This is a genomic window from Tenacibaculum jejuense (assembly GCF_900198195.1).
Taxonomy (GTDB): Bacteria; Bacteroidota; Bacteroidia; order Flavobacteriales; family Flavobacteriaceae; genus Polaribacter; species Polaribacter jejuensis.
Genome location: NZ_LT899436.1, coordinates 1,790,724 through 1,811,325 on the forward strand (window position 1 = coordinate 1,790,724; position 20,602 = coordinate 1,811,325).

Sequence of the window (20,602 nt, forward strand, 5' to 3'; positions counted from 1 at the left end):
TTTAAATAAGAAACCTCCATACCTAAATGAGATATAGAGGTGTAAGATTATTTATGTTTTATTATTGTTAGTATCCTTTAACTTCCCCCATGCTTAACTCACCATTTTTTCCAAAACGATGCATTTTAGGTAATAGAGTTCCACTTTCGGTAGTAATCCAATCTTCCCAAGTAGCAGGAACACCTTCCATTTTCATACTAGGCACGTACATTTTATAACTTGTTGGAATATAATTTTCATCTAAAGTCCATAAATACGAATCACCAGGAGTTGTTCCACCAGTTGTATACTTTACAAGTAAAGCTTCTTTTCCGTCTACTTCTTTTACAGTACGAATTATTCCAGGTTCAAATAATTTATGAGGAGCAACTAACCAAAAACTGTCGTTATTAAAGTAATCTTCTGCTTTTTTAATGATCGCTTTATCTTTTGAATCAGATAATTTTCCATTAAAATAAATTGTGCTTTTTTCAATATTGTTTGGATGAAGTAGCACCATTGTAGAATCCCAAGTAACTTCTGTAATATGTTCTTTTTTGTTCCACTTGTAAGCTCTTCTACCACCAAAACTCCATTCTAAAGTATTTGTGGTTTTATAAGCGTCGTGTTTAATAGCTTTTAAAATCTTATTAGCTAATCCATCAGATTTTGGATTAGAAGCCTTTGGAGTTCCCATGTTGATTTCTAATCCTAATACATCTAACTTATGTTTTGTTGGAAGTTGTAAACCAGCCTCAGTAGTGGTCCAATCGCTCCAAGAAGCTCCAAGACCACCAACAGGAATAATTTGAGTCCACATTTTATAATGGGTAGGAAAACCATTATCATTTAAAATCCATAAATAAGAATCACCCGGAGTTGTTCCCCCAGAAGTATAAGTTACAAGTAAAGCATCTTTATCGTTATGTTTTACTATTCGTCTTTCCACTCCATTGTCAAAAACTTTATGCGGAGCAATTAACCAAAAACTATCGTTATTAAAGAAAGCTTCTGCTTTTTCAATTAGTGTTTTATCATCAGATTTTTGTCCGTTCACAAAGATTTCACTTTCGTTAGGGTTTTTAGTATTCAATATTACTTTATTCTTGCCCCAAGAAACTTCAACTTTATCTTCTTGTTTATACCATTTGTAAAAATGTTTACCAACAAAAGACCACTCTATAATTTCTGTATTTTCAAAAGCTTCATGTTGTAGTGCTACTAACATTTTATTGGCTAAAGCATCAGCTTCTTCACCTTGTTTTCCTGTAGGTAAAGTTTCATTATATTTTAAGTATATAAAAGTAAATACTCCAATAATCAGTAGTAATAGAATTCCTATAATTTTTAAGAATTTTTTCATTAGTTCGGTATAATTAATTGTTTTATAGTTTGTGAAAGTTGTATTGCAGCTTCAGGATGATTTCTAAACCAAAGTTCTGGTTCAATTAATTCTAATTCTGCAATAGCTAGTTTGTTATCATTATCAGTAAAAATATCAACTCTAGCGTATACAGGTAATTCGTTACAAGCTAGAACAGCCTTTTCTGCAAAAGCAATTTCTTGCGAAGTTGGCTTATAGTCGTGTACTGTACCTCCAAAATCATCTTGAACTCTAAAATCACCAGGTTTTGCGATTTTTAAAACAGCATGAGTAAATTTTCCATTGATAATAATTAACGAGATTTCTCCTTTTTCAACAATGTTTTTTTGAAATGGTTGCACAATAAAAGCTTCTTCTGCAATTAACTTCTGAAAAGTATTTTCGTATTCAGCAATTGTTTCAGAAGTTATTTTATAGGTATGTCTGCCCGCTCCAGAAATACAAGGCTTTATGACAAAGTTTTCTAAATTATGTTTAGCAGCTATTTCTTGTAAACTATTACTTTCTCCTTTTTCAATAAAATAAGACTCACATATATGAATACCTTTTTTTTGAAGATCTAATAGGTAATGTTTGTCTAGATTCCATCGAATAATAGCTTCTGAATTTATAAGTTTTGTTTGCTGTCTTATCGTTTTCAACCAAGCAGAAAATTCGGTGAATCGATCAAAATAATCCCAAGTCGTACGGAAAAGAACATACTTTGTGTTAGACCAATTAAAATCAGGGTTGTCCCAAGATAATCGAGTAACTTTCAACCCTTCTTTTTCTAATGCTTTTTGGACTAAATCGTCTTCAAGTAAAACATTTTTAGTGTAGTTGTCTACAATTTTAGGGTTTACATATCTTCTTTCAGAAAGAATTACAATATCGAATTTTTTCATGCTGCAAATTACTGAAAAAACTGCGTATTTTCGCTTTATGTTAAGTGATAAATTGAGCTATTTTACTCTAGGAACAATATTAGCTTTTGGTATAACAGAAATGATTCTTGAAAAATATTTCAAGAATCATAAAAGTAAAACTCCTTGGATTGTATCTAGAGTAATTTTATATATTTCGGTAATTACTGTGGCATTAATACTCTTTAAAAGAGAATACTAATTTCATTGTTTAAAATTATTATAATGCGCTGTTATATGTTCTGGAATAGCAATTGTAGAAGGATAACCTTTATCAGCAACAGGTGCTTCTAAAACTTGTTTCACCGGTATAACGCCAGCCCAATATGGTAAATCGTAATCTTCAGGTTCGTCATTAACACCTTCGGCTCTTACTTTTGCAGAAGCTGAAGTAATAGTAAATTCAATAACCATAGTACGATCTAATTCTTTTTGATGCATTGGGCGTAAAGTATCCCAGTGATTAGGAATCATTTGATCTACAATATCTTTTATAAACGTTGTCTTTTCTTGATCATTTACAATTTCTTTTACTTCACCAAAAAGTGTTACAGAACGATAATTAACAGAATGATGTAAACCAGAACGCGCGATTACCAATCCGTCTAAATGCATAATATTGATAGAAGTTTTCCCAGAATCGAGAATAGCTTTTAACATCCGGTTTGCTGTTGACCCGTGAACATATATTTTATCGTCCTTTCTGGCATAAGCCATAGGGATACTAATTGGGTATCCATCATAAATATATCCAACATGTCCAATAAATCCTGCATCTATAATTTGATGAATTACTTCAGTATCGTAAATAGCTCTATTCTGACCTCTTTTTACTCTATTAAGTTTTGTTTTTTCAAAAGTTCCCATAGTTTATAATTTTTTAGCTAAAATTGGATTTTCATAACCTTGTTCACCTATTTGGAAAGAAATGCTGCCTACTTCTTTAAATTCGTTTTTTTCATAAAAATTAATTGCTCTTGTATTTTTAATATAAACTGTAAGCCACATCATATCAAATTGTAATTCTTTAGCTTTTTCAACAGTTTTTTTGAAAAGTTCTAATCCAAATTTGTGAGTTATAAATTCATCTAAAACATAAATACGTTCCAAACGGCAGCAATTCTGATTTTCTATAAATTCTGATGGAGCATTTAAAACTAGTTTTACATAACCAACAGGAAGCTGATTTCTATACAATATAAAATATAGGTTATTGTTGTTTGCTAACTCTTTTTTGGTAGTACTAACAGAAAAAGCTTTTTCTAAATACGCATTTAAATTTGTTTTGTCTTCGATATATTTACTGTGAGACTCTCGAAATGTAACTCTACCTAATAAAGCTAAAACTTCTAAATCTTTTAGTGTTGCCTGTTTTATTTCTATTGTATCTGTATGTGATATTGTTGCATTCATAAAGCTAAGCTTCATTAATTATATATTCCATGTACTTTGCCGTTTTTTCTACTATTTTCTTACCATGAATTTTCTCAACGATGTGAAAAGATAAATCTATACCTGCTGAAATTCCACCAGAAGTATACGTTTTAGAATTCGATTGTACGAACCTTTTATCGGTTACAGGTTTTCCAGAAGAAACCAATTTCTGCATATCATCATAAACTTGATGGTGAGTGCAATATGAATTATGATCTAAAACTCCAATTTTTGCCAAGAATCGTGAACCAGAGCAAATACTCATTGTAATTTCAGTTTCTTGATTTGTTTTGTCTATCCAATCAATTACTTCTTTATCTAAAATGGCTTGATTAGTTCCATCTCCACCTGCTAAAATGAGTATATCAACTTTAGGACAATCGTTGAAATCGAATTTTGGGTTTACAGATAATCCGTTTACAGCAGAAATAGGATCTTTAGTTTTTGCGACGGTGAAAACATCAAATAATTCAAAATTATTTAATTCTGAAGTCACAGAAAAAACTTCAAAAGGTCCAGCAAAATCCAACACTTCTGCATTATCAAAAATAAATATACCTACTGTTTTTTTCATGGTTTATAAATTATTTACAGTCAAAAATACTACATTTATGGTGTGTTCTGTTAGTCCAGAATTAATTTAATTAGTAGTCCAGATGTTTCCTTATAAAACAAGCTTACATATAAACAGAAGGAGTAAAGAGCCTTTGTTTTTACAATTAACCAATCAATTTATCCATTTAATTAAAGAAGGTACGATTCCATCTGGAACAAAATTAATTGGAACCAGAAGTTTAGCAGAATTGTTACAAGTACACAGAAAAACCATTGTAGCTTGTTACGAAGAATTAGTAATGCAAGGTTGGTTAGAAGCCATACCTAAAAAAGGGACGTTTGTTCCTAAGGATTTACCATTTTTAAAATCTGAAGATTATAGAGGAAATGAGATTTCTAATCATACGGATCAAATAGGTTTTTCATATTACAAATCTAATTTACATCATAGAACTATTGAAAAGAAAGATGATTGGATGTATATTAATGATGGTGTTTCTGATGGCAGATTAACGCCTACTGAAGATTTAGCTAAGATTTATAGAAGAATTTCTTCCAGAAAAAATATAACAAAGCATTTAGGGTATATTTCTACTCAAGGAAATGATCAATTACGAAACGTACTTGCGAATTATTTAAATGAAACTAGAGGTTTAAGTATTACTAAAGAACATATTTTGATTACTAGAGGGAGTCAAATGGGAATATGGTTGTCTGCGCAATTACTCTTAAAAGAAGAAGATATTATTGTGGTAGGAGAAACCAATTATGCTTCAGCAGATATTACTTTTTTACATCAAAAAGCAAAAGTTTTACGAGTTCCTGTTGATGAAAATGGAATAGATACAGTTGCTTTAGAAAATATTTGTGAATCTCAGCAAATAAAAGGCGTGTATGTTACTTCACATCATCATCATCCTACAACAGTAACTTTATCAGCGGAACGTCGTATTTGTTTATTGAATTTAGCTAAGAAGTACAGTTTTGCCATCATAGAAGATGATTACGATTATGATTTTAATTATAATCATGCTCCAATTTTGCCGTTAGCAAGTCACGATGTTCATAATAATGTAATTTATATTGGTTCAGTTTGTAAGACAGTGGCACCAGTTTTTAGAGTAGGTTATTTAATTGCGAATAAAGAATTTGTAAATGAAGCATCGCAAATTAGAGGACTCGTAGACAGACAAGGAGATGCATTGTTAGAATTAACTTTTGCTGAATTTATTGAATCTGGAGATTTAGATCGTCATATTAGAAAAGTACATAAAGTATACGAAAAACGGCGTGACTTATTTTGTGATTTATTAAGAGAAGAGTTGAATGAATATTTCAGTTTTAAAAAGCCAAAAGGAGGCATGGCAGTTTGGTTAACTTTGAATAAAAAATATACTTGGTTAGAAGTAACTAGAGCAGCAAGAAAATATAAATTAGAAATAGGTAATTTTTCTCGTTACGATATGGCAAAAACGAATCATAATGCAATACGAATGGGATTCGCTAGATTTAATGTAGCAGAATTACACGAACTAATTAAGCGAATGAAACTTACAATGATTGATTTAGCAAATCTGGAAAAATTCGCTTAAACTTTTTAGGTAACTCTTTTTCAAAAATCAGTTTTTGATTTATAAACGGATGTGTAAATTCTAGTTTTGAAGCATGTAGATATAGTCCATTTCCATAAGAAAGTAATGCTTCGATATAATACTCTTTATCACCTAAAATCGGATTACCAATTCCATGTAAATGTTTTCGAAGTTGATGTCTTCGTCCTGTTTTTGGATGCAATTCTACAAGGTTCAAAAAGGTATATTTTTCTGAAGGAATACTTTGTAAAACAGTGAATTGAGATTGAGATTCTTTATCATCTACTGGAATTGTAATTTCTCCAGATGATTTCATATTACCAATAGTTATAGCATGATATGTTTTTTCGATTTCTTTTACTTCAAAAAGTTTTGTCAAAGCTATTGTTGCTGTATTCGTTTTACCAATAAGTAATAATCCACTTGTGGGATAATCTAAACGATGAACAGGTCGAGGTAGTACTGCATCTTTAAGAGTACTCTTTTTTAAGTTTTGTTCTAAAGCATTAGCAATAGTTGCAAACGAATTTCCACTAACTAAAACTCCAGCAGGTTTAAAAATTACAGCTAAATATTCATCTTCAAAAATAACTTCTAAAGGAAAATCAAATGCTTTTTTGTTCGATTCCTCTTGTAATAATTCAATTAATTCACCTCCGTTTATAAATAGAGCAGTAGTTGCAGTTTTTCCATTTACAAGAACTAATCCCTTTTTAATGGCCTTTTTAAAACCAGATCTAGTCGGATTTGTAGTAAAAATACCAATTCCATATTCTTGTAAACGTATCGGTTGTTCTAGTTGAGGTACTTTATGTTGTTCTTTTAATTTCAAGTAGAATTAATTTTATGGCAAGATGGTATAAAAAAACGAAGCTGAAAAATAGTTTTCAACTTCGTTTGTTATCTATCTCTAAGATTTTAATTATACCAATCCGTTATGCATTTAAAAACTTAAAAATTCTATGGTGTGTGTCAGTTCGAGTGTTTTTGAGATTGGCGAAATCAAAATATATTTTAATTGAAGACACCTAGCGAAGCTAAAAAAGTGTATCGAGAACTATTTCGAAGTTTAAATCCTGATTCTCGATAAAAATTTTTCTTCATTTCATTATGAAAAATTACTCGAATTGACAGATTTTTATTCTAAATGTACAACAGATTACACCATAGTTTTATTACAGTATGTTGCTTTTTCAAAATCTCTGATATTAATCGAGATAATTGGAACATCTGGAAACATTGATTTTAATGTTGATACAATACTTTCAGAAAGTTTTTTCTTTTGGTCTGTAGTTCTTCCTTCCATAATATTTCCAAACACATGGATAAAATCATCAGAAGTGTTTCCAACAGTATAATATTGAAAAGGATGTATTCTCACTTTAATATCTCCTTTGGCAAACAAACCTGAAGCATCTGCGGTATCGTAAACTTGTTGTATAATCTCTTGAGGAGATTTCAATTTTATAATATGCTCTGAACAATCAATTACAAAATGTGGCATAATAATATTTTTATGTAATTTAAATAATATTCGTATTGTTTAATAAAAAGTATACGTCAATCTGAATTTGTTTCAGATTCTCATTATGAGATTCCGAAATACTGAAATAGATTCAGTGCAAGTAAATTCAGAATGACGTAAAACAATCTTTTATGTCTTAAATAAATATGTAATTTATCTATTTTTCTTTTTCGTATCCTTTTGGTCGCTTAGAACGAATTGGAGCTTTAGGTTCTGGTTTCAATTGGAATTCGTTTCCTTTTAATAATCGTAACGCTTCTTGAACTGCTCTTTCTAACTGCGGATCGTTTCCTTGTAATACTTTCTTAGGATCTTGAATTACTTCAATATCCGGAGCAACACCTTCGCCTTCTACAGCCCATTTTCCATCAACATCAAAGAATCCTCCACGAGGCGCAACCATTCTACCACCATCAATAAAGCGAGGTGTGTCCCAAGTTCCAACTAATCCACCCCAAGTTCTAGTTCCAATTAAGGGACCGATTTTCTTAAACTTAAACATATACGGAAGTAAATCTCCACCGGAACCAGCACGTTCGTTTATAATCATAACTTTTGGTCCCCAAATTCCAGCCATTGGGGTAGTCCAAGGTCTGCGATCGCTGGCTTTGCTGTTAAAATACCCCAATAAATCACGAGACATAATATCAATCATATAATCAGCAGCAGATCCACCACCATTATTTCTTTCATCGATAACAGCACCTTTTTTATCTTGTTGAGAGAAATAATAACGGTTAAAAGATGTAAATCCTGGTCCAGAAGTATTAGGAACATAAACGTAAGCAAGCTTTCCGTTAGATAATTGATCTACTTTTCGTCTATTGCTTTCAACCCAATCGATAGATCTTAAGAAACGTTCGCTAAAAGTAGGTTTTACTAAAATTGATCTAGCTCCGTCTGAACTCGGTTTAGAATTTACTTTGATATAAATCTCTCGTCCAGCTGTTTGTTCTAATAATTGATACGGATTCATTTCACTGGTTAATTTTACACCATTAATTTCAATAAGATAATCACCTTTATTTACATTTATTCCAGGCAAGCCTAATGGAGCCGAAATATTAGGATTCCAACGTTCTCCTTTATAAATTTTAGCAAAACGGTACAAACCTTTATTTTGTTCTAAATCTGCACCTAATAATCCAACAGGAACTCTATCAACTCTTGGAGTATCTCCACCAGAAACATAAGAATGTCCGATAGCAACTTCACCACTCATAATATCTACTACATAATTTAAGTCTGTACGATGTCTTACGTGATCAATCCATTCAGAATACCATTTGTAAACATCGTCCCAAGGAGCACCGTGAACATTATCAACATACAAGAAATCCCGCATATATCTCCATCCTTCTTTAAAGATTTGATGTGCTTCAGCTTTTGGATCTACTTTTACTTTAAGATTGGTTTTTAACCTTCCTTTTGTTCCTTTTACAGGTGCTTTGCTACTTACAATACTCCAACTTCCTCTTTTAGATAATAATACAGAGTTTCTATCTTCTGTTGTTACCATTCCAGATACACCTTTTGAAAATATGGTGGCTTTTTCTTTAACTACATCATAAGTATGCATAGTAATACCAGGTGTATTTGGTACTGCTTCAGCAACAAAAACTTTATTTTTAGGTCCTTTTGCTAAAGCTAAATAGTTTCTAGCTGGCAATTTTAAGGCCACAGCTCTATCAAAAATTCCATTTTCATCTATAATAACTGTGATCTTTTTACTGTCGTTCTTGCTAGGTTTTTTCGCTTCTTTTTTATCTTTAGAAGCTGTTTTATCTTTTTTAACTGCTTCTTCATCTGTTTTTGGAAGATTAGGAGCTTTGTCTTTTGAGTTTAAAACAACAGCATATAAGTTTCTAGAAACACTTGGATCATAGGAACTCATATCTAGCCAACCTGATTTTAAACCGTAATTTGTACTGGCAAGAGTATAAATATATTTTCCTGATGCATCCCAAACAGGAGAAATTGCATCAGCAATGGGATCGGTAATTTGAACTTTCTTTTTCGTGCTTATTTGGTAAGCAAAAATAGATTTGAAGTGACTATCGTTCTGTTTTGCGTAGGCAATCCAGTCACTATCTGGAGACCAAACAGGATTCATAGATCTGTTCGGATGTGCGTAACGATCTGTATCTACTTTAAAAGTCTTTTTAGTATCTAAATTTATAATCCAAATATTAAAATCTGTATCTGTGTAAGCGATATGTTTTCCGTCTGGAGACCAGTCTGATCTAAAGTAGAAAGTCGGATTTGGTAACGAAATATATTGTTGGTTTTGTCCGTCTTGATCGGCTAAAACTAATTCGTATTCTCCGCTTTTATCAGAAAACCAAGCAACTTTATCACCTTTTGGAGACCAAATAGGAGAACGATCGGCAACACCTGGCGAGTTGGTAAGATTTCTCCAAGTTCCATTTTCTTTTGGTACTGTAAAGATTTCTCCACGATGTTCGAAAATAGCTCTTTTTCCTTTTGGAGATACATTTGGGTTAGTTAAGCTTCTACCAGAAACATTCATCCAGCGTGTTCTTGAATAATTTAAATCACCTTTGACATTGATTTTTATTTGTCTTGTAGCTTTAGTTTCAGGATTTAAAAAGTGAATATATCCGCCTTGTTCGTAAACAATTCCATTAGTATTTGCATCTAAGCTTTTTACATCAAATTTTTTATGAAAAGTAATCTGACGTTCTTGTTTAGTCTTAGTATCGTATGACCAAATATTACTTGTATAATCTCTTTCAGATAAATAGTATACAATTCCCTTGTGCCAAACAGGGTCTAAGTGTCTTTCTTTGTCTTTTTGTGGTGTGGTTTGTAGAGCTTTCGTTTTTAAATTTACAATCCAAATAGGCATTGCTTGTCCACCTCGGTAATTTCTCCATTCTGCATCCCAACTTGTAATAGGAGTATAGGCAATGTATTTCCCATCAGCAGAAATTTCACCATAAGCAGCTCTCGGAATTTCGATAGCAGTTGGCATTTCTCCTTTTGGAGAAACTGTAAAAAACTTACTAGTTTGTGTTGGTCTCGACTCTCTTCCTGAGCGAAATAAGATTTTGTTATCAGGAGTCCATCCCTGTACAAAATCACCAGCAGGATGATAAGTTAATCTTTTTGGTTCTCCACCTTCGGAAGGAATTACATATACATCGATATTACCATCGTATTGCGCTGTAAAAGCAATCATTTTTCCATCTTTAGAAAAATGAGGATTAAATTCATATCCTTCATGACTTGTAAGCCTAACAGCGTCTCCTCCGTTTAAAGAGGCTTTCCATAAATCATTTGCATAAACAAAAACTACATCGTTTTGCGAAAGTGTAGGTTGTCTTAATAGTCTTGTGCCTTGTGAATTTCCTATGTAGAAAATTGACAAAGCTATAGCTATGAAAATTTTTTTCATGATGTTTTATTTGGTTAATGAAGAAATTAAAGGTAGTGAAAACTAAAAGTTAAAAGCGTGAAAAATATGTTAAAGCACTGCGATTGTACTAGTTAATTAGTTTGAATGTTAAGTGTATGTTTTGTATTAAAGTTTTATTCCAGAAAAATAGACTTTTATACCAATTCTATCTGCGCTTAAGGAAAAGTAGAAATTATATACAAGTTATCAAGCTAATTTAGCCATGTCTAATATATGATTGAACATCTAAAAAATTAAACTACAACAAATATGAAAATATTGAATTACAGAAATTTAGTGAATGTGTACATGTTATTAATATTAGGAATTGTTTTAGTTTCAGGTCAAACTATTACCAGCATGAGTCCGTCTAAAGGTTCTATAGCAGGAGGAACTTTAGTTACTCTAAAAGGAACTGGATTTGATCAAAGTAAAGCAGTAGGAATATTTTTTAAAGACACAAATAACCCTAATGGTATTGCAGTTTTAGGTGTCTCATATAGTAAAAGTGGAGACACAATCACCTTTAAAACTCCTTCTAGACCAAATAAAGGAACGTTTTCGGTGTACTTAGAATTAAAAAAAGGAGCTAAAGAAATTTATTCACCAACTGATTTTGAATATAAGTTACCAGAAGTAAATACGATGAGTCCGGGTAGTACTTCAATTAAAGGAGGAAAAAAAATAACAATAAAAGGAAAGTATTTTACTGGAGCTACTTATGTGAAATTTGGAAAATCAGGGAATACGCCTATTTCAGTTAATGATTCAATAATTACAGTAATGAATCCTCCGCATGTTGCTGGAAATGTATCTGTATCTGTTGATGTTCAAGCAAAATATGTACCTGTTCCTTTTCAATTTAAATATAAGAATGAATCAATAAAAAACACATATAATTTATCTCTAGAAAATCTAACAGGTTTAGGTAGTTCATATAAAGTTTATGTTTTAGGTTACAGTACAGCATCACAAAAATATCTCACAGTTGATAAGAACACTAAATTGGGTAGTTTTAAAAAGTTTTCTAAAGAAACGGGATATATAGAATCTTACGAATTAGGAAAAGATATAGCGAATATCACCTTATCGAATACGAATGAAATAAATGGTGCTAGAATCTATTTTTTTGTAAAAGATAGTACTAAAGTATATCAAGATAATGCTAACAAGACAAAAAATGGTAATCTAGGTTTCAAATATAGTGCATCTGGTACTAATGTTTATCAAGTAAAGAATCCTCCACAAAAAGCATTTCCGCAATATAATTATGTAGAAGCTACATTTTTAAAGGATCAAAATTTATATATAGATGCTTCTTTTGTAGATGGATTTTTCTTCCCGATTTCTATTTTAGCTGAAGATAAATTAGGAAATGAGTTAGATCGTATTGGTCAAACTGAAGGCATAAGTAGTGAACAAGTAATTGAAGCTTATCGACTCTTTCTTAAAAAGAAAGATGTTTCTAAAGGATACAAAGATTTAATTTATACACCTAAAGGAGAGTTACCAGTATTATTGAATCCTGGAATGTATTTAAATGATACGGTAAATGCTTTAGATACTGAGTTTAATAAAGCTCTTCAACAAATGTTTACTAGTACAACAATGAAGATGAATATTTGGCAAAATGGAGCTGCGGGTTTTGCTAGAAATTATAAAGTAACTCCGGTAACAAAAGTATTTCCTGGGACAACGAATACGCATTCTGCTTTAGAATTTACAAGTTCTAATGCAACGACATTACATGTATTTAATCCAGTTGGTTTTTCTGTAGTTTCTTACAAGGATGTGACTAGTGGAACGATGTTACCAATCTTAGGTAAAATTAACGATAATACGTTAACGTTTAAAGATCCATTACCATTAGATTGTGGTTTAAAAGTCGGAATGTATGTTAATTCTGGTGGAGGTTCTACAGATGGAGTAACTAAGATTACTGCAATATCGAAAACGAAAAAGAAAATAACATCGGTTACTTTAAATTCTAGTACTAATTATTCAAATTACTTTCAATATAAGTTTTCAAAAGCACCAACTCATTATTATTACTCACCTGGGCACATGGTTTTTGCAGGGTTAGGTTTGTTTGCAGATGGACCGTTTAGATATTCAGATGCTAATAATCAAATTGTGGTAAATGGTTTAGAAAATCAAATTAGTACGGCTTTGAATAGGGGAGTTGCTTTAGTGAAATTTGCAGATGTTACTTCTCCGGGAAGAACAACAACGAATTGGGGAGATGAAACTGCATGGTATCCAGCTAAGCAACCACAAAATATGTTTTCTTATTTTATGCACACAGCCAAAGTGGGAGATAAACATATATTTTCTTTACCTAAAAATCCTGTAAAATCTAGTAGAGGACCTTTAATGGCAAAAGCTTATGGTTTCGCATATGATGAAAATCCAATTGGAGGAAATCAAAATAATCAACCACAAGTTCCGTCTGAATTTCCTGGAGCCTATCCTGAAAAAACTACTCAGTTAAAATTAAGTTTAGGTCCTTGGAAAACCAAAAAGAAGCAATAATTATGATATTAAAATCTATAAATTTTATAGTTGATTTATTTAACAGAGAAATTCAAGAAAAGTTTCAGGTAGGAAGCAATGTTGTTATTGCTAATAGAATTATTGATGCTAAAGACGAAATTCCTGTTGAGAATTTGAATAAAATAGTCATTACATTACTACACTTTGAGAGAGAGCATAAGAGTGAAAAAATCTATAATTTATATCTATCATTACTTTCAAATTTTGAAGACTATTATGAGTCATTAAAGTTTTTTGAACAAACGATATTCATACAAAATAAACTAATGGCTTTGGAACAAAATAATTTACCTCAAGGAATAAAAAATATGAAGTGTATAGAAATACAAGATTTAAAACTCACAGATATATTTTCACTTTATAAAACTAAAAGTACAATCTTTCAACCATCTGCTTTGTATAAAGTACAAATATTAATGGATTAAAATTTACTTAGCAAAAAGCTGACTCATGTCTTTAAAAGCTTTAAACTCTAAAGCATTGTTTTCAGGATCTTTAAAAAACATGGTTGCTTGTTCACCAACTTTTCCTTTAAAACGAATAGTAGGTTCTATAACAAATTTTGTATCTACACTTTTTAAATGATCTGCTAATTTATGCCAGTCATTCCAAGATAACACAACACCAAAATGCGGAACAGGAACATCATGACCGTCAACCGGATTTGTCATTGCTTTTGTAGGAATAAAGTTTTCTTTCTGATGAATTACCAATTGATGTCCAAAGAAATTAAAATCAACCCAATGTTCAGCACTTCTGCCTTCTTCACATTGTAAAATATCTCTGTAATAAGAACGACATTTTTCTAAATTTTGAACAGGTATGGCAATGTGAAAAGGTTGTATCATTTTTTGTGTCTAATATTGAATAGACTCAAAGATACTATACTTCAGTTTTTAAATCAATATCTATATCTATAAACCTAACATAGCTCCACAATACACATAAAAAGTAACCAAAACTAATTCCCCAATAAATACGCCTGTGAACATATATTTAAAAGGCATTTTAATAATTCCAGCAACATAGCAAATAATATCTGTTGGAACTAAAGGGAAAAACGACCATCCTAAGACTAAATATGTAGCCTTAGAACTTTGAAGTTTAGATTCCCATTTTTTGACTTTTTTAGGATATTTCTTTTCCAAATAGTCACTAAAACCTAAAATATCAGCAAAATAATATAATGATGTAGCAGATGACATGATTCCTATCATAGAAATAACTAATACGAGAAGTAACTGATCTGGAAATAATAAGGCTCCAGCGATTACAAAAGGTGTGCTAGGAATTAAAAAGAAACCTCTTATACATGATAGCGTAATATAGACTATCATAATATGTTCTTTGTATGAACTAATAAAATCCTTGATATAGTCTACAGAGAATATCTGTGGATTTTCAATGTATCGGTATAGTAGATAAATGAGTAATACACCCCAAAGTATATAGAATATCTTTTTTCCTGTCTTTAACATAGTTTTTAGCAAAAGTTAATAGTAATACAACTATTCTATTTCTATAATTTACTTCATATGACGACTACTAAAAAGAAATGTTACTTACTATTCTAAAAAAGATATAGAAATAATAAAAAAGCCAATAATTAATTTATTGGCTTTTCGTCTTTTTATATTTATTTAATATTTAGCTCTTATTCAGGAGAAATACGCACAGCAGTTCCAGTAATAGAAACAACCAATACTGTAGAACTTGATACAGTTTCAATATCAATTTTAATTCCTACAACGGCATCTGCATTTAGTTTTTCAGCATTGCTTTTGAGTTTTTGAAAAGCTTCTTCTTTAATACCATCTAAACCTAATTCATAAGCTTCGTAATACTTTTTCATGCTAAACATATCTTTAAAAGACATTTTAGTTCCGTTGTAATTGTAAGAGGAATTGTAAGAAATACCAGTTACAATACCTTTGTATTCCGTTATTTTATGTCCTTCAATTGAATTGGTTGTTGTTAAAATCATAGTTAGTGTTTTTAATATTAGTAGTTAAAAAGGATCTTTTGTTACATTTTATCATTTAAAACCCAACAGCTTTATCGTCACCGCGATGATCTGCACCACCTTCTAATTTCCCATCAGGAAGTACTAAAATAGCATCCACTTTACCAATCACAGGAGCGTTAGATTCATCTAATTTATACCCTAAAGATTTTAGTTTATTTCTAATATTTTCAGAAAAACCATTTGGTTCCATTTTTATATCATCTGGTAACCATTGATGATGAAAACGAGGTTGATTAACGGCTTCTTGCATTCCCATTTTGTATTCATGAACATTTAAAATTGTTTGTAAAACTGAAGTGATAATTGTTGAACCTCCTGGAGTTCCAACAACCATGAATAATTTTCCGTTTTTCTCAACTATAGTTGGTGTCATAGAACTTAACATTCTTTTTTCTGGTTCAATTTTATTTGCTTCAGCACCAACTAAACCAAACATATTTGGAACGCCAGGTTTGCTGCTAAAATCATCCATTTCATTATTTAAAAAGAAACCTAATTCACTACAATATAATTTAGAACCAAAAGCTGCATTAATTGTTGTAGTTACAGAAACTGCATTTCCGAATTGATCCACAATAGAGTAGTGGGTAGTTTCATTACTTTCTGAAAACGTGATATCACCATGAGAAACATCGCTAGAAGAAGTAGCTTTATCAAAAGAGAAGCTCTCCATTCTAGAAGTGCTGTAAGGCTTACTAATTAAAGTTTCTTTTGGAATTTTTACAAAATCAGGATCACCTAAGAAAAAACTTCTATCAGCATAAGCTCTTCGTTCGGCTTCTGTAATTACTTGAATAGATTTAACAGAATTATGTCCGTATTTATCTAAATCATAAGGTTCGATAGCATTCATAATTTGCGCTAAACAGATTCCTCCACTAGAAGGCGGAGCCATTGAAATAACTTTTAAATCATCGTAATTAAATACAACCGGAGTTCTCCATTTTGCTTCGTATTTTGCTAAATCTTCCTCAGTAATTAATCCGCCATTTTCTTGCATAAATTTAGCAAGCGTTTTTGCGGTTTCTCCTTTGTAAAATTCATCACGACCGTTTTGTTGAATTCGAGTTAATGTTTCAGCTAAAGCCATATATTTTATGGTGTCGCCTTTTTTCCAGTTGTTATCTAGTAAAATAGTTTCTGAGTTTGCCTTTCTAAAAGCAGGTATATGTTTTTTTAGTCTGTTTTCTTGTTTTTGGGTAACGATTACTCCTTTTTTAGCCAAATCAATTACGGGTTGAATAATTTCTTCCATTGGAAGTGATCCAAATTTTTCATGAGTTGCAAAAACTCCAGCAACAGTTCCAGGAATACCAACAGCCATTGCTCCTAAAGTACTTTTTCCTTTTATTACATTTCCTAAAGAGTCTAAATACATATTTTGAGTAGCAGCTATCGGAGCTTTTTCTCGATAATCTAAAGCACCAATTTCACCGTTATTTTTTCGATACACCATAAATCCGCCACCACCAATATTTCCAGCATATGGAAAAGAAACGGCTAAAGCAAGTTCAGTAGCAGCCATAGCATCAAAAGCATTACCACCTTTTTTAAGAATATCGGCTCCAATTTTAGAAGCTTCTTCTCTTGCAGAAACAACCATAGCTTTTTCAGTAATTAATCCGATTTCTGGTTGTTTTTTACAATTAAATAGTAATATGATACATAAAAGTAAGGCAAAACTTTGTTTCATTTGGTTGAGGTTTTTAGTAGAATTTGGTTGTAATAAATTAAATTTTATCAATTTCTATAGCCACAAAATTGATTAATTCAAACATAAAGGTTTGAAAATCATTTTCGAGATCTGTATAATATAATTCGAGATCTTCAATTGCTAAATTCATTTGAGATTTCCCTTTGGTTCGTCTGTTCATTCCATTCATAACATCTTGAATTCCATCTATGAATTGGTAGTTATATAACCAATTATACTGAATCATGTATGGAAGTAATTCTTGTGTTTTTTCTGGCAAAGTTTCTTTTTTATCGACGAGTAATTGGTAAACACTATTCGTATAAATATCTAAAGGAATTTGGGAATAATTATCCCAATTTTTAGCTAAGAAGTGATCGTAAAATATATCGATAATAACGCCATCATAATGTCCGTAACGTTCATGCAAACGACGTTTACTTATTCTAACAATTTCATTAGAATCGGTGAATGTATCTATAGCACGATGTAAATAGATACCACGTTGAATATTTTCTGGATAATGCTTGAATTTGTTACCTCTAACATGATCGGCAATAAAGTTACCAATCATAATTTCGTTATTATTTGGAGGAGATAAATAGAGGTGAGCCAAAAAATTCATGTAGTAAATGTAAATAAAAATAGTAAGAATTGACTTTATTCATTTACAGTAAAATAATCTTTTATGTAAATAGGAACTCCTTTCTTGGTAAATCCTTCAATTTCTATTTCAAATTTTCCTGTAACATCTGAGGTAAAAAAAACAATTGCTTTTGAAGTTATATCTAAATTTGGATTCCAGTATAATTGTGTTCTATAATCTGGAATTCTAGTATCCATTCTATTCTTTTCGCTTTGAAAGAAGTATTTTTTGTAGGGTTCAGTTGGCATTATTGTATATGAGTCAGAAGCTCCAATTGAATTATTAAAAAAGTCATTCTTAAAAGTGTCAACCAGTATTACACCTTTATATCTAGAATTTCCATAATAATATTCACTTCTAACTATAGCTATAGATTTTATTTTTCTTGCATCATAATTTATTAAGTCATTATGATTTTGAAGAATTCTTCCATCTACTATAACTAAAGCATTTAAATGTCTAAATATTTTTGAAGCGTTATCTGGAATTACATAAAATTGATAATTGTTATTTTTTGAGTTGAAACCCGCTAAAGGAATGATTTCTATAAAGGTTTCTTTAGTTGTTTTAAACCTTTTGTAATCGTCTAAATTATAGGTTTCTTTTATTTTACTGAATAGATTACTTTTTGATTTTATGTTGATAATTGTATCTTTTTTTACATCAGCGTACGAATTCTCGATCTGAGCATAAATATTTCGTTTTTGAATAGCTGTTGCTATTTTATCATCAATTGTTATGGTTGTAAAATCGTTGAATTTTTTTTCAATTCCTTTATGAGGTATTATTGAAATTTGATATTCATTTTTTGGCTGATTTACGATTTGAATGTATACTTTATCATCAGTTATGTTTGTAAGGTTAAAAAAGAATTCACCTTTGATATTGGTAGTTACATTAATTGGAAGTCGATCGTTATGTTGAGTAGCTATAGATAAATTGATATTAGCTAAATTCTTATTGGTTGTTGAGGTTAGTTTTCCATGAATTAAACTTCCCCTTAACTCTGGTAAATAAAACGTTTGATTTTTACCGTTGGATTTGAATTCTCCTTTACGATTAGGTAAGTTAAAATCATTTGTTTTTCTAATAGAAACAGAAAGTTTTTCAATGTTGTCAATAACAGTGTTTTCAAGGTTTATTTTAACTTTTTCTCTTCTCTTATAATCACTCTTTAAATTACTAAATGCTTTTTTATTTGTGCTTTTGTAATCAGGAAGGTAAGTGCTTGTGTTTTTAACTTTTATTTTACTAGTAAATGGATTTATAACATACAGTTCTTGTTCATAAAAAGCTTTATGATTTTTCATTAATTGTGTGTATCCTACTATTTTATAAGTACCAGATTTTATTTTAGAGTTTATAAAAATGTCACCATATCCATGCCCTTCATTTAATGAGACTTTTTGTTTCAAAATACTCGTATTATTCTTATCTATAATCTCTACATAAGCAATTGTACTATAAGGACTTGGTAAATTAAGATTGTTTAAACAATTTATTGAGTAGTACAGCGTTTCACCAGTAATTAAGAAGTTATTACTATTATGTATTTGTATTTTTTCTATAGGAAAATTGATATTCTCAATTTTTTGTTTAGACGATTGTCCGTGCAAGTTGAGAATTAAAAAAAAAGCGAAGTTTAAAATAGATTTCTTAATCATAATTGTAAATTGTTATTCAACCCAAAAACTTGGAACAGTTGGTTGTCCTAAATGACTACAATCCCCACAAAATTTTCTGATCAATATATAAGGATTAGAAGGAGAAGGGTCGGCTGGTTCTTTAAGAAAAATCCATCCACCTTCCAAAGATTTTAAAAGAGGTGAGTTTCCAGAGCTGTCTTCAACTCTGGGTTGTCTGGTACCTTCACAAACCAAAAGACTAGTGTAATCTTCAAAATCAATATTTGTAAATTCCGATCGATTGAAAAATACTCTTTTAGAGCTTACAGAAGAAACTTCGAAAAAACCAACAGTAATATCATCAGGATTGGTTTCTGAAGAAATATTATTTGGAATATTACCTACTTGAGTTTCAAAAAAGATATTATTGGAGTCTGAGAATTTTTTCAAATTCTCATAAAAATTATAAGTATTTTGATTAACTACATATTGTTTAACTAAAATTGAGTAACGTCTTCCTATTTTGAAATGCTTAATCGGTATTTTTTGAATAGCAAATCCTAAGACTTGGTCTTCGTTCAAACTTGCAGTTTCTGTTATTAATATCTCTTTAGATTTTTCATTTCCATAACAAGTTCCATCACCAAAAATATCAGGATCTTTTCTTACCAACTCAAATTCATAAGGGCTAGTATTTGATCTTATCGAGATAGTTTCATTAACCCAAAACAAAGCCTGTATTTTGTAAGTTTCGTCAAATTCGTATCGATAATATTTTCCTGAATCATTAGTTTGTTTACTATTTACTCTTACTACAGCTTCTTGAATGTTTTCTGTAGTATTATCTTCTACAGAAATTTTTATCTCATCGATTTCAGCAACTAATGGCAATTTTTCAGGAGTAGAAGTATAACTGTTACCATTTTCAGTTTTTATTTTTAAGGTATATTCTTTGTCAGTTACTGCAGCAAATTCCATAGTAGAAGTGTAAATACCATCACTGGTTTCTACAAAGTTATATGTGGTTCCGTTATTATCAATAATATTTACAGTTGCATTTTTTTCTGGATTTGCTTCAGTAGCATTTATAGGAACTGTTTTTGAAATTTTTACCGTGTGTTTTTTAAATTCATTGGTAATTATTGCTCTAACAACAATATTACTTTTAAAACTTTGGTCATTATTTAATTCTATTGGTTCTATGCAACTTCCTATCATTAGAAGTGTAAAAGTACACATGAATATGAGAAAAAATCTTTGTTTCATTATC

19 protein-coding genes are annotated in these 20,602 nt (G+C 30.7%); 4 read left to right on the plus strand and 15 right to left on the minus strand.

All coding sequences use genetic code 11. The annotated features are described in order from the left end of the window. Positions 1-67 precede the first annotated feature (67 nt). Positions 68-1,342 (minus strand): hypothetical protein, encoded by a 1,275-nt coding sequence (locus tag AQ1685_RS08015; protein ID WP_095071039.1) that lies wholly within the window; start codon positions 1,340-1,342, stop codon positions 68-70. Beyond that, positions 1,342-2,247, minus strand: a complete 906-nt coding sequence (locus AQ1685_RS08020; RefSeq protein ID WP_095071040.1) for an ATP-grasp domain-containing protein — start codon at positions 2,245-2,247, stop codon at positions 1,342-1,344. The genes AQ1685_RS08015 and AQ1685_RS08020 overlap by 1 nt, the downstream gene beginning before the upstream one ends. Between AQ1685_RS08020 and AQ1685_RS08025 the strand changes: the two genes are divergently transcribed. After that, complete coding sequence (locus tag AQ1685_RS08025; protein WP_095071041.1) at positions 2,246-2,467, plus strand: hypothetical protein; 222 nt, start codon at positions 2,246-2,248, stop codon at positions 2,465-2,467. The two genes, AQ1685_RS08020 and AQ1685_RS08025, sit on opposite strands and share 2 nt — an antisense overlap. 2 nt (positions 2,468-2,469) lie before the next feature. On the opposite strand, the gene AQ1685_RS08030 is transcribed toward AQ1685_RS08025, so the two are convergent. Genes AQ1685_RS08030 through AQ1685_RS08040 form a run of 3 tightly spaced genes read right to left on the minus strand, consistent with a single transcriptional unit; the run spans position 2,470 to position 4,273 of the window. Then, positions 2,470-3,132, minus strand: coding sequence for a pyridoxamine 5'-phosphate oxidase family protein (locus AQ1685_RS08030; RefSeq protein WP_095071043.1), 663 nt, complete (start codon positions 3,130-3,132; stop codon positions 2,470-2,472). Positions 3,133-3,135: 3 nt separating this feature from the next. Further along, entirely contained in the window at positions 3,136-3,693 is a 558-nt protein-coding gene (locus AQ1685_RS08035) for a GNAT family N-acetyltransferase (RefSeq protein WP_095071046.1), read from the minus strand. Continuing rightward, positions 3,683-4,273, minus strand: a complete 591-nt coding sequence (locus AQ1685_RS08040) for a DJ-1/PfpI family protein (RefSeq protein ID WP_095071047.1) — start codon at positions 4,271-4,273, stop codon at positions 3,683-3,685. The genes AQ1685_RS08035 and AQ1685_RS08040 overlap by 11 nt, the downstream gene beginning before the upstream one ends. Before the next feature lie 82 nt (positions 4,274-4,355). Between AQ1685_RS08040 and pdxR the strand changes: the two genes are divergently transcribed. After that, a complete protein-coding gene (pdxR, locus tag AQ1685_RS08045) occupies positions 4,356-5,846 on the plus strand; it encodes a MocR-like pyridoxine biosynthesis transcription factor PdxR (protein ID WP_095071049.1) in 1,491 nt (496 codons plus the stop codon). Here the strand turns inward: pdxR and AQ1685_RS08050 are convergent. From AQ1685_RS08050 to AQ1685_RS08060, 3 genes are all read right to left on the minus strand, one after another. Continuing rightward, entirely contained in the window at positions 5,806-6,678 is an 873-nt protein-coding gene (locus AQ1685_RS08050; RefSeq protein ID WP_095071051.1) for an RluA family pseudouridine synthase, read from the minus strand. The genes pdxR and AQ1685_RS08050 overlap by 41 nt on opposite strands. A gap of 327 nt (positions 6,679-7,005) precedes the next feature. Beyond that, a complete protein-coding gene (locus tag AQ1685_RS08055) occupies positions 7,006-7,350 on the minus strand; it encodes a 5-carboxymethyl-2-hydroxymuconate Delta-isomerase (protein ID WP_095071052.1) in 345 nt (114 codons plus the stop codon). 178 nt (positions 7,351-7,528) lie between these two features. Continuing rightward, the gene (locus AQ1685_RS08060; RefSeq protein WP_095071054.1) at positions 7,529-10,789 is read right to left on the minus strand and encodes a S41 family peptidase; all 3,261 of its coding nucleotides are present in this window, start codon (positions 10,787-10,789) and stop codon (positions 7,529-7,531) included. 270 nt (positions 10,790-11,059) lie between these two features. On the opposite strand from AQ1685_RS08060, the gene AQ1685_RS08065 reads away from it, so the two are divergent. Together AQ1685_RS08065 and AQ1685_RS08070 are read left to right on the plus strand one after the other, a co-directional pair. After that, entirely contained in the window at positions 11,060-13,321 is a 2,262-nt protein-coding gene (locus tag AQ1685_RS08065; RefSeq protein WP_095071056.1) for an IPT/TIG domain-containing protein, read from the plus strand. Continuing rightward, positions 13,297-13,767 carry a hypothetical protein gene (locus tag AQ1685_RS08070; protein WP_095071058.1) on the plus strand — a complete coding sequence of 157 codons (471 nt, stop codon included), beginning with the start codon at positions 13,297-13,299 and terminating at the stop codon, positions 13,765-13,767. The genes AQ1685_RS08065 and AQ1685_RS08070 overlap by 25 nt, the downstream gene beginning before the upstream one ends. Positions 13,768-13,770: 3 nt before the next feature. On the opposite strand, the gene AQ1685_RS08075 is transcribed toward AQ1685_RS08070, so the two are convergent. From AQ1685_RS08075 to AQ1685_RS08105, 7 genes are all read right to left on the minus strand, one after another. Then, on the minus strand, positions 13,771-14,190 hold the full coding sequence (locus tag AQ1685_RS08075) for a VOC family protein (RefSeq protein ID WP_095071061.1): 420 nt from the start codon (positions 14,188-14,190) through the stop codon (positions 13,771-13,773). Between the two features lie 66 nt (positions 14,191-14,256). Continuing rightward, positions 14,257-14,820 carry a TVP38/TMEM64 family protein gene (locus tag AQ1685_RS08080; RefSeq protein WP_095071063.1) on the minus strand — a complete coding sequence of 188 codons (564 nt, stop codon included), beginning with the start codon at positions 14,818-14,820 and terminating at the stop codon, positions 14,257-14,259. Between the two features lie 176 nt (positions 14,821-14,996). Then, positions 14,997-15,326, minus strand: a complete 330-nt coding sequence (locus AQ1685_RS08085) for a YbjQ family protein (protein WP_095071065.1) — start codon at positions 15,324-15,326, stop codon at positions 14,997-14,999. Positions 15,327-15,381: 55 nt separating this feature from the next. Beyond that, the gene (gene ggt, locus AQ1685_RS08090; protein WP_095075026.1) at positions 15,382-17,061 is read right to left on the minus strand and encodes a gamma-glutamyltransferase; all 1,680 of its coding nucleotides are present in this window, start codon (positions 17,059-17,061) and stop codon (positions 15,382-15,384) included. Positions 17,062-17,098: 37 nt separating this feature from the next. Next, positions 17,099-17,686, minus strand: coding sequence for an acyl carrier protein phosphodiesterase (locus AQ1685_RS08095; protein WP_173862349.1), 588 nt, complete (start codon positions 17,684-17,686; stop codon positions 17,099-17,101). Positions 17,687-17,721: 35 nt separating this feature from the next. After that, on the minus strand, positions 17,722-19,371 hold the full coding sequence (locus tag AQ1685_RS08100) for a hypothetical protein (RefSeq protein ID WP_095071067.1): 1,650 nt from the start codon (positions 19,369-19,371) through the stop codon (positions 17,722-17,724). A gap of 12 nt (positions 19,372-19,383) precedes the next feature. Then, complete coding sequence (locus AQ1685_RS08105) at positions 19,384-20,598, minus strand: DUF4249 domain-containing protein (RefSeq protein WP_095071069.1); 1,215 nt, start codon at positions 20,596-20,598, stop codon at positions 19,384-19,386. Positions 20,599-20,602: the final 4 nt, after the last annotated feature.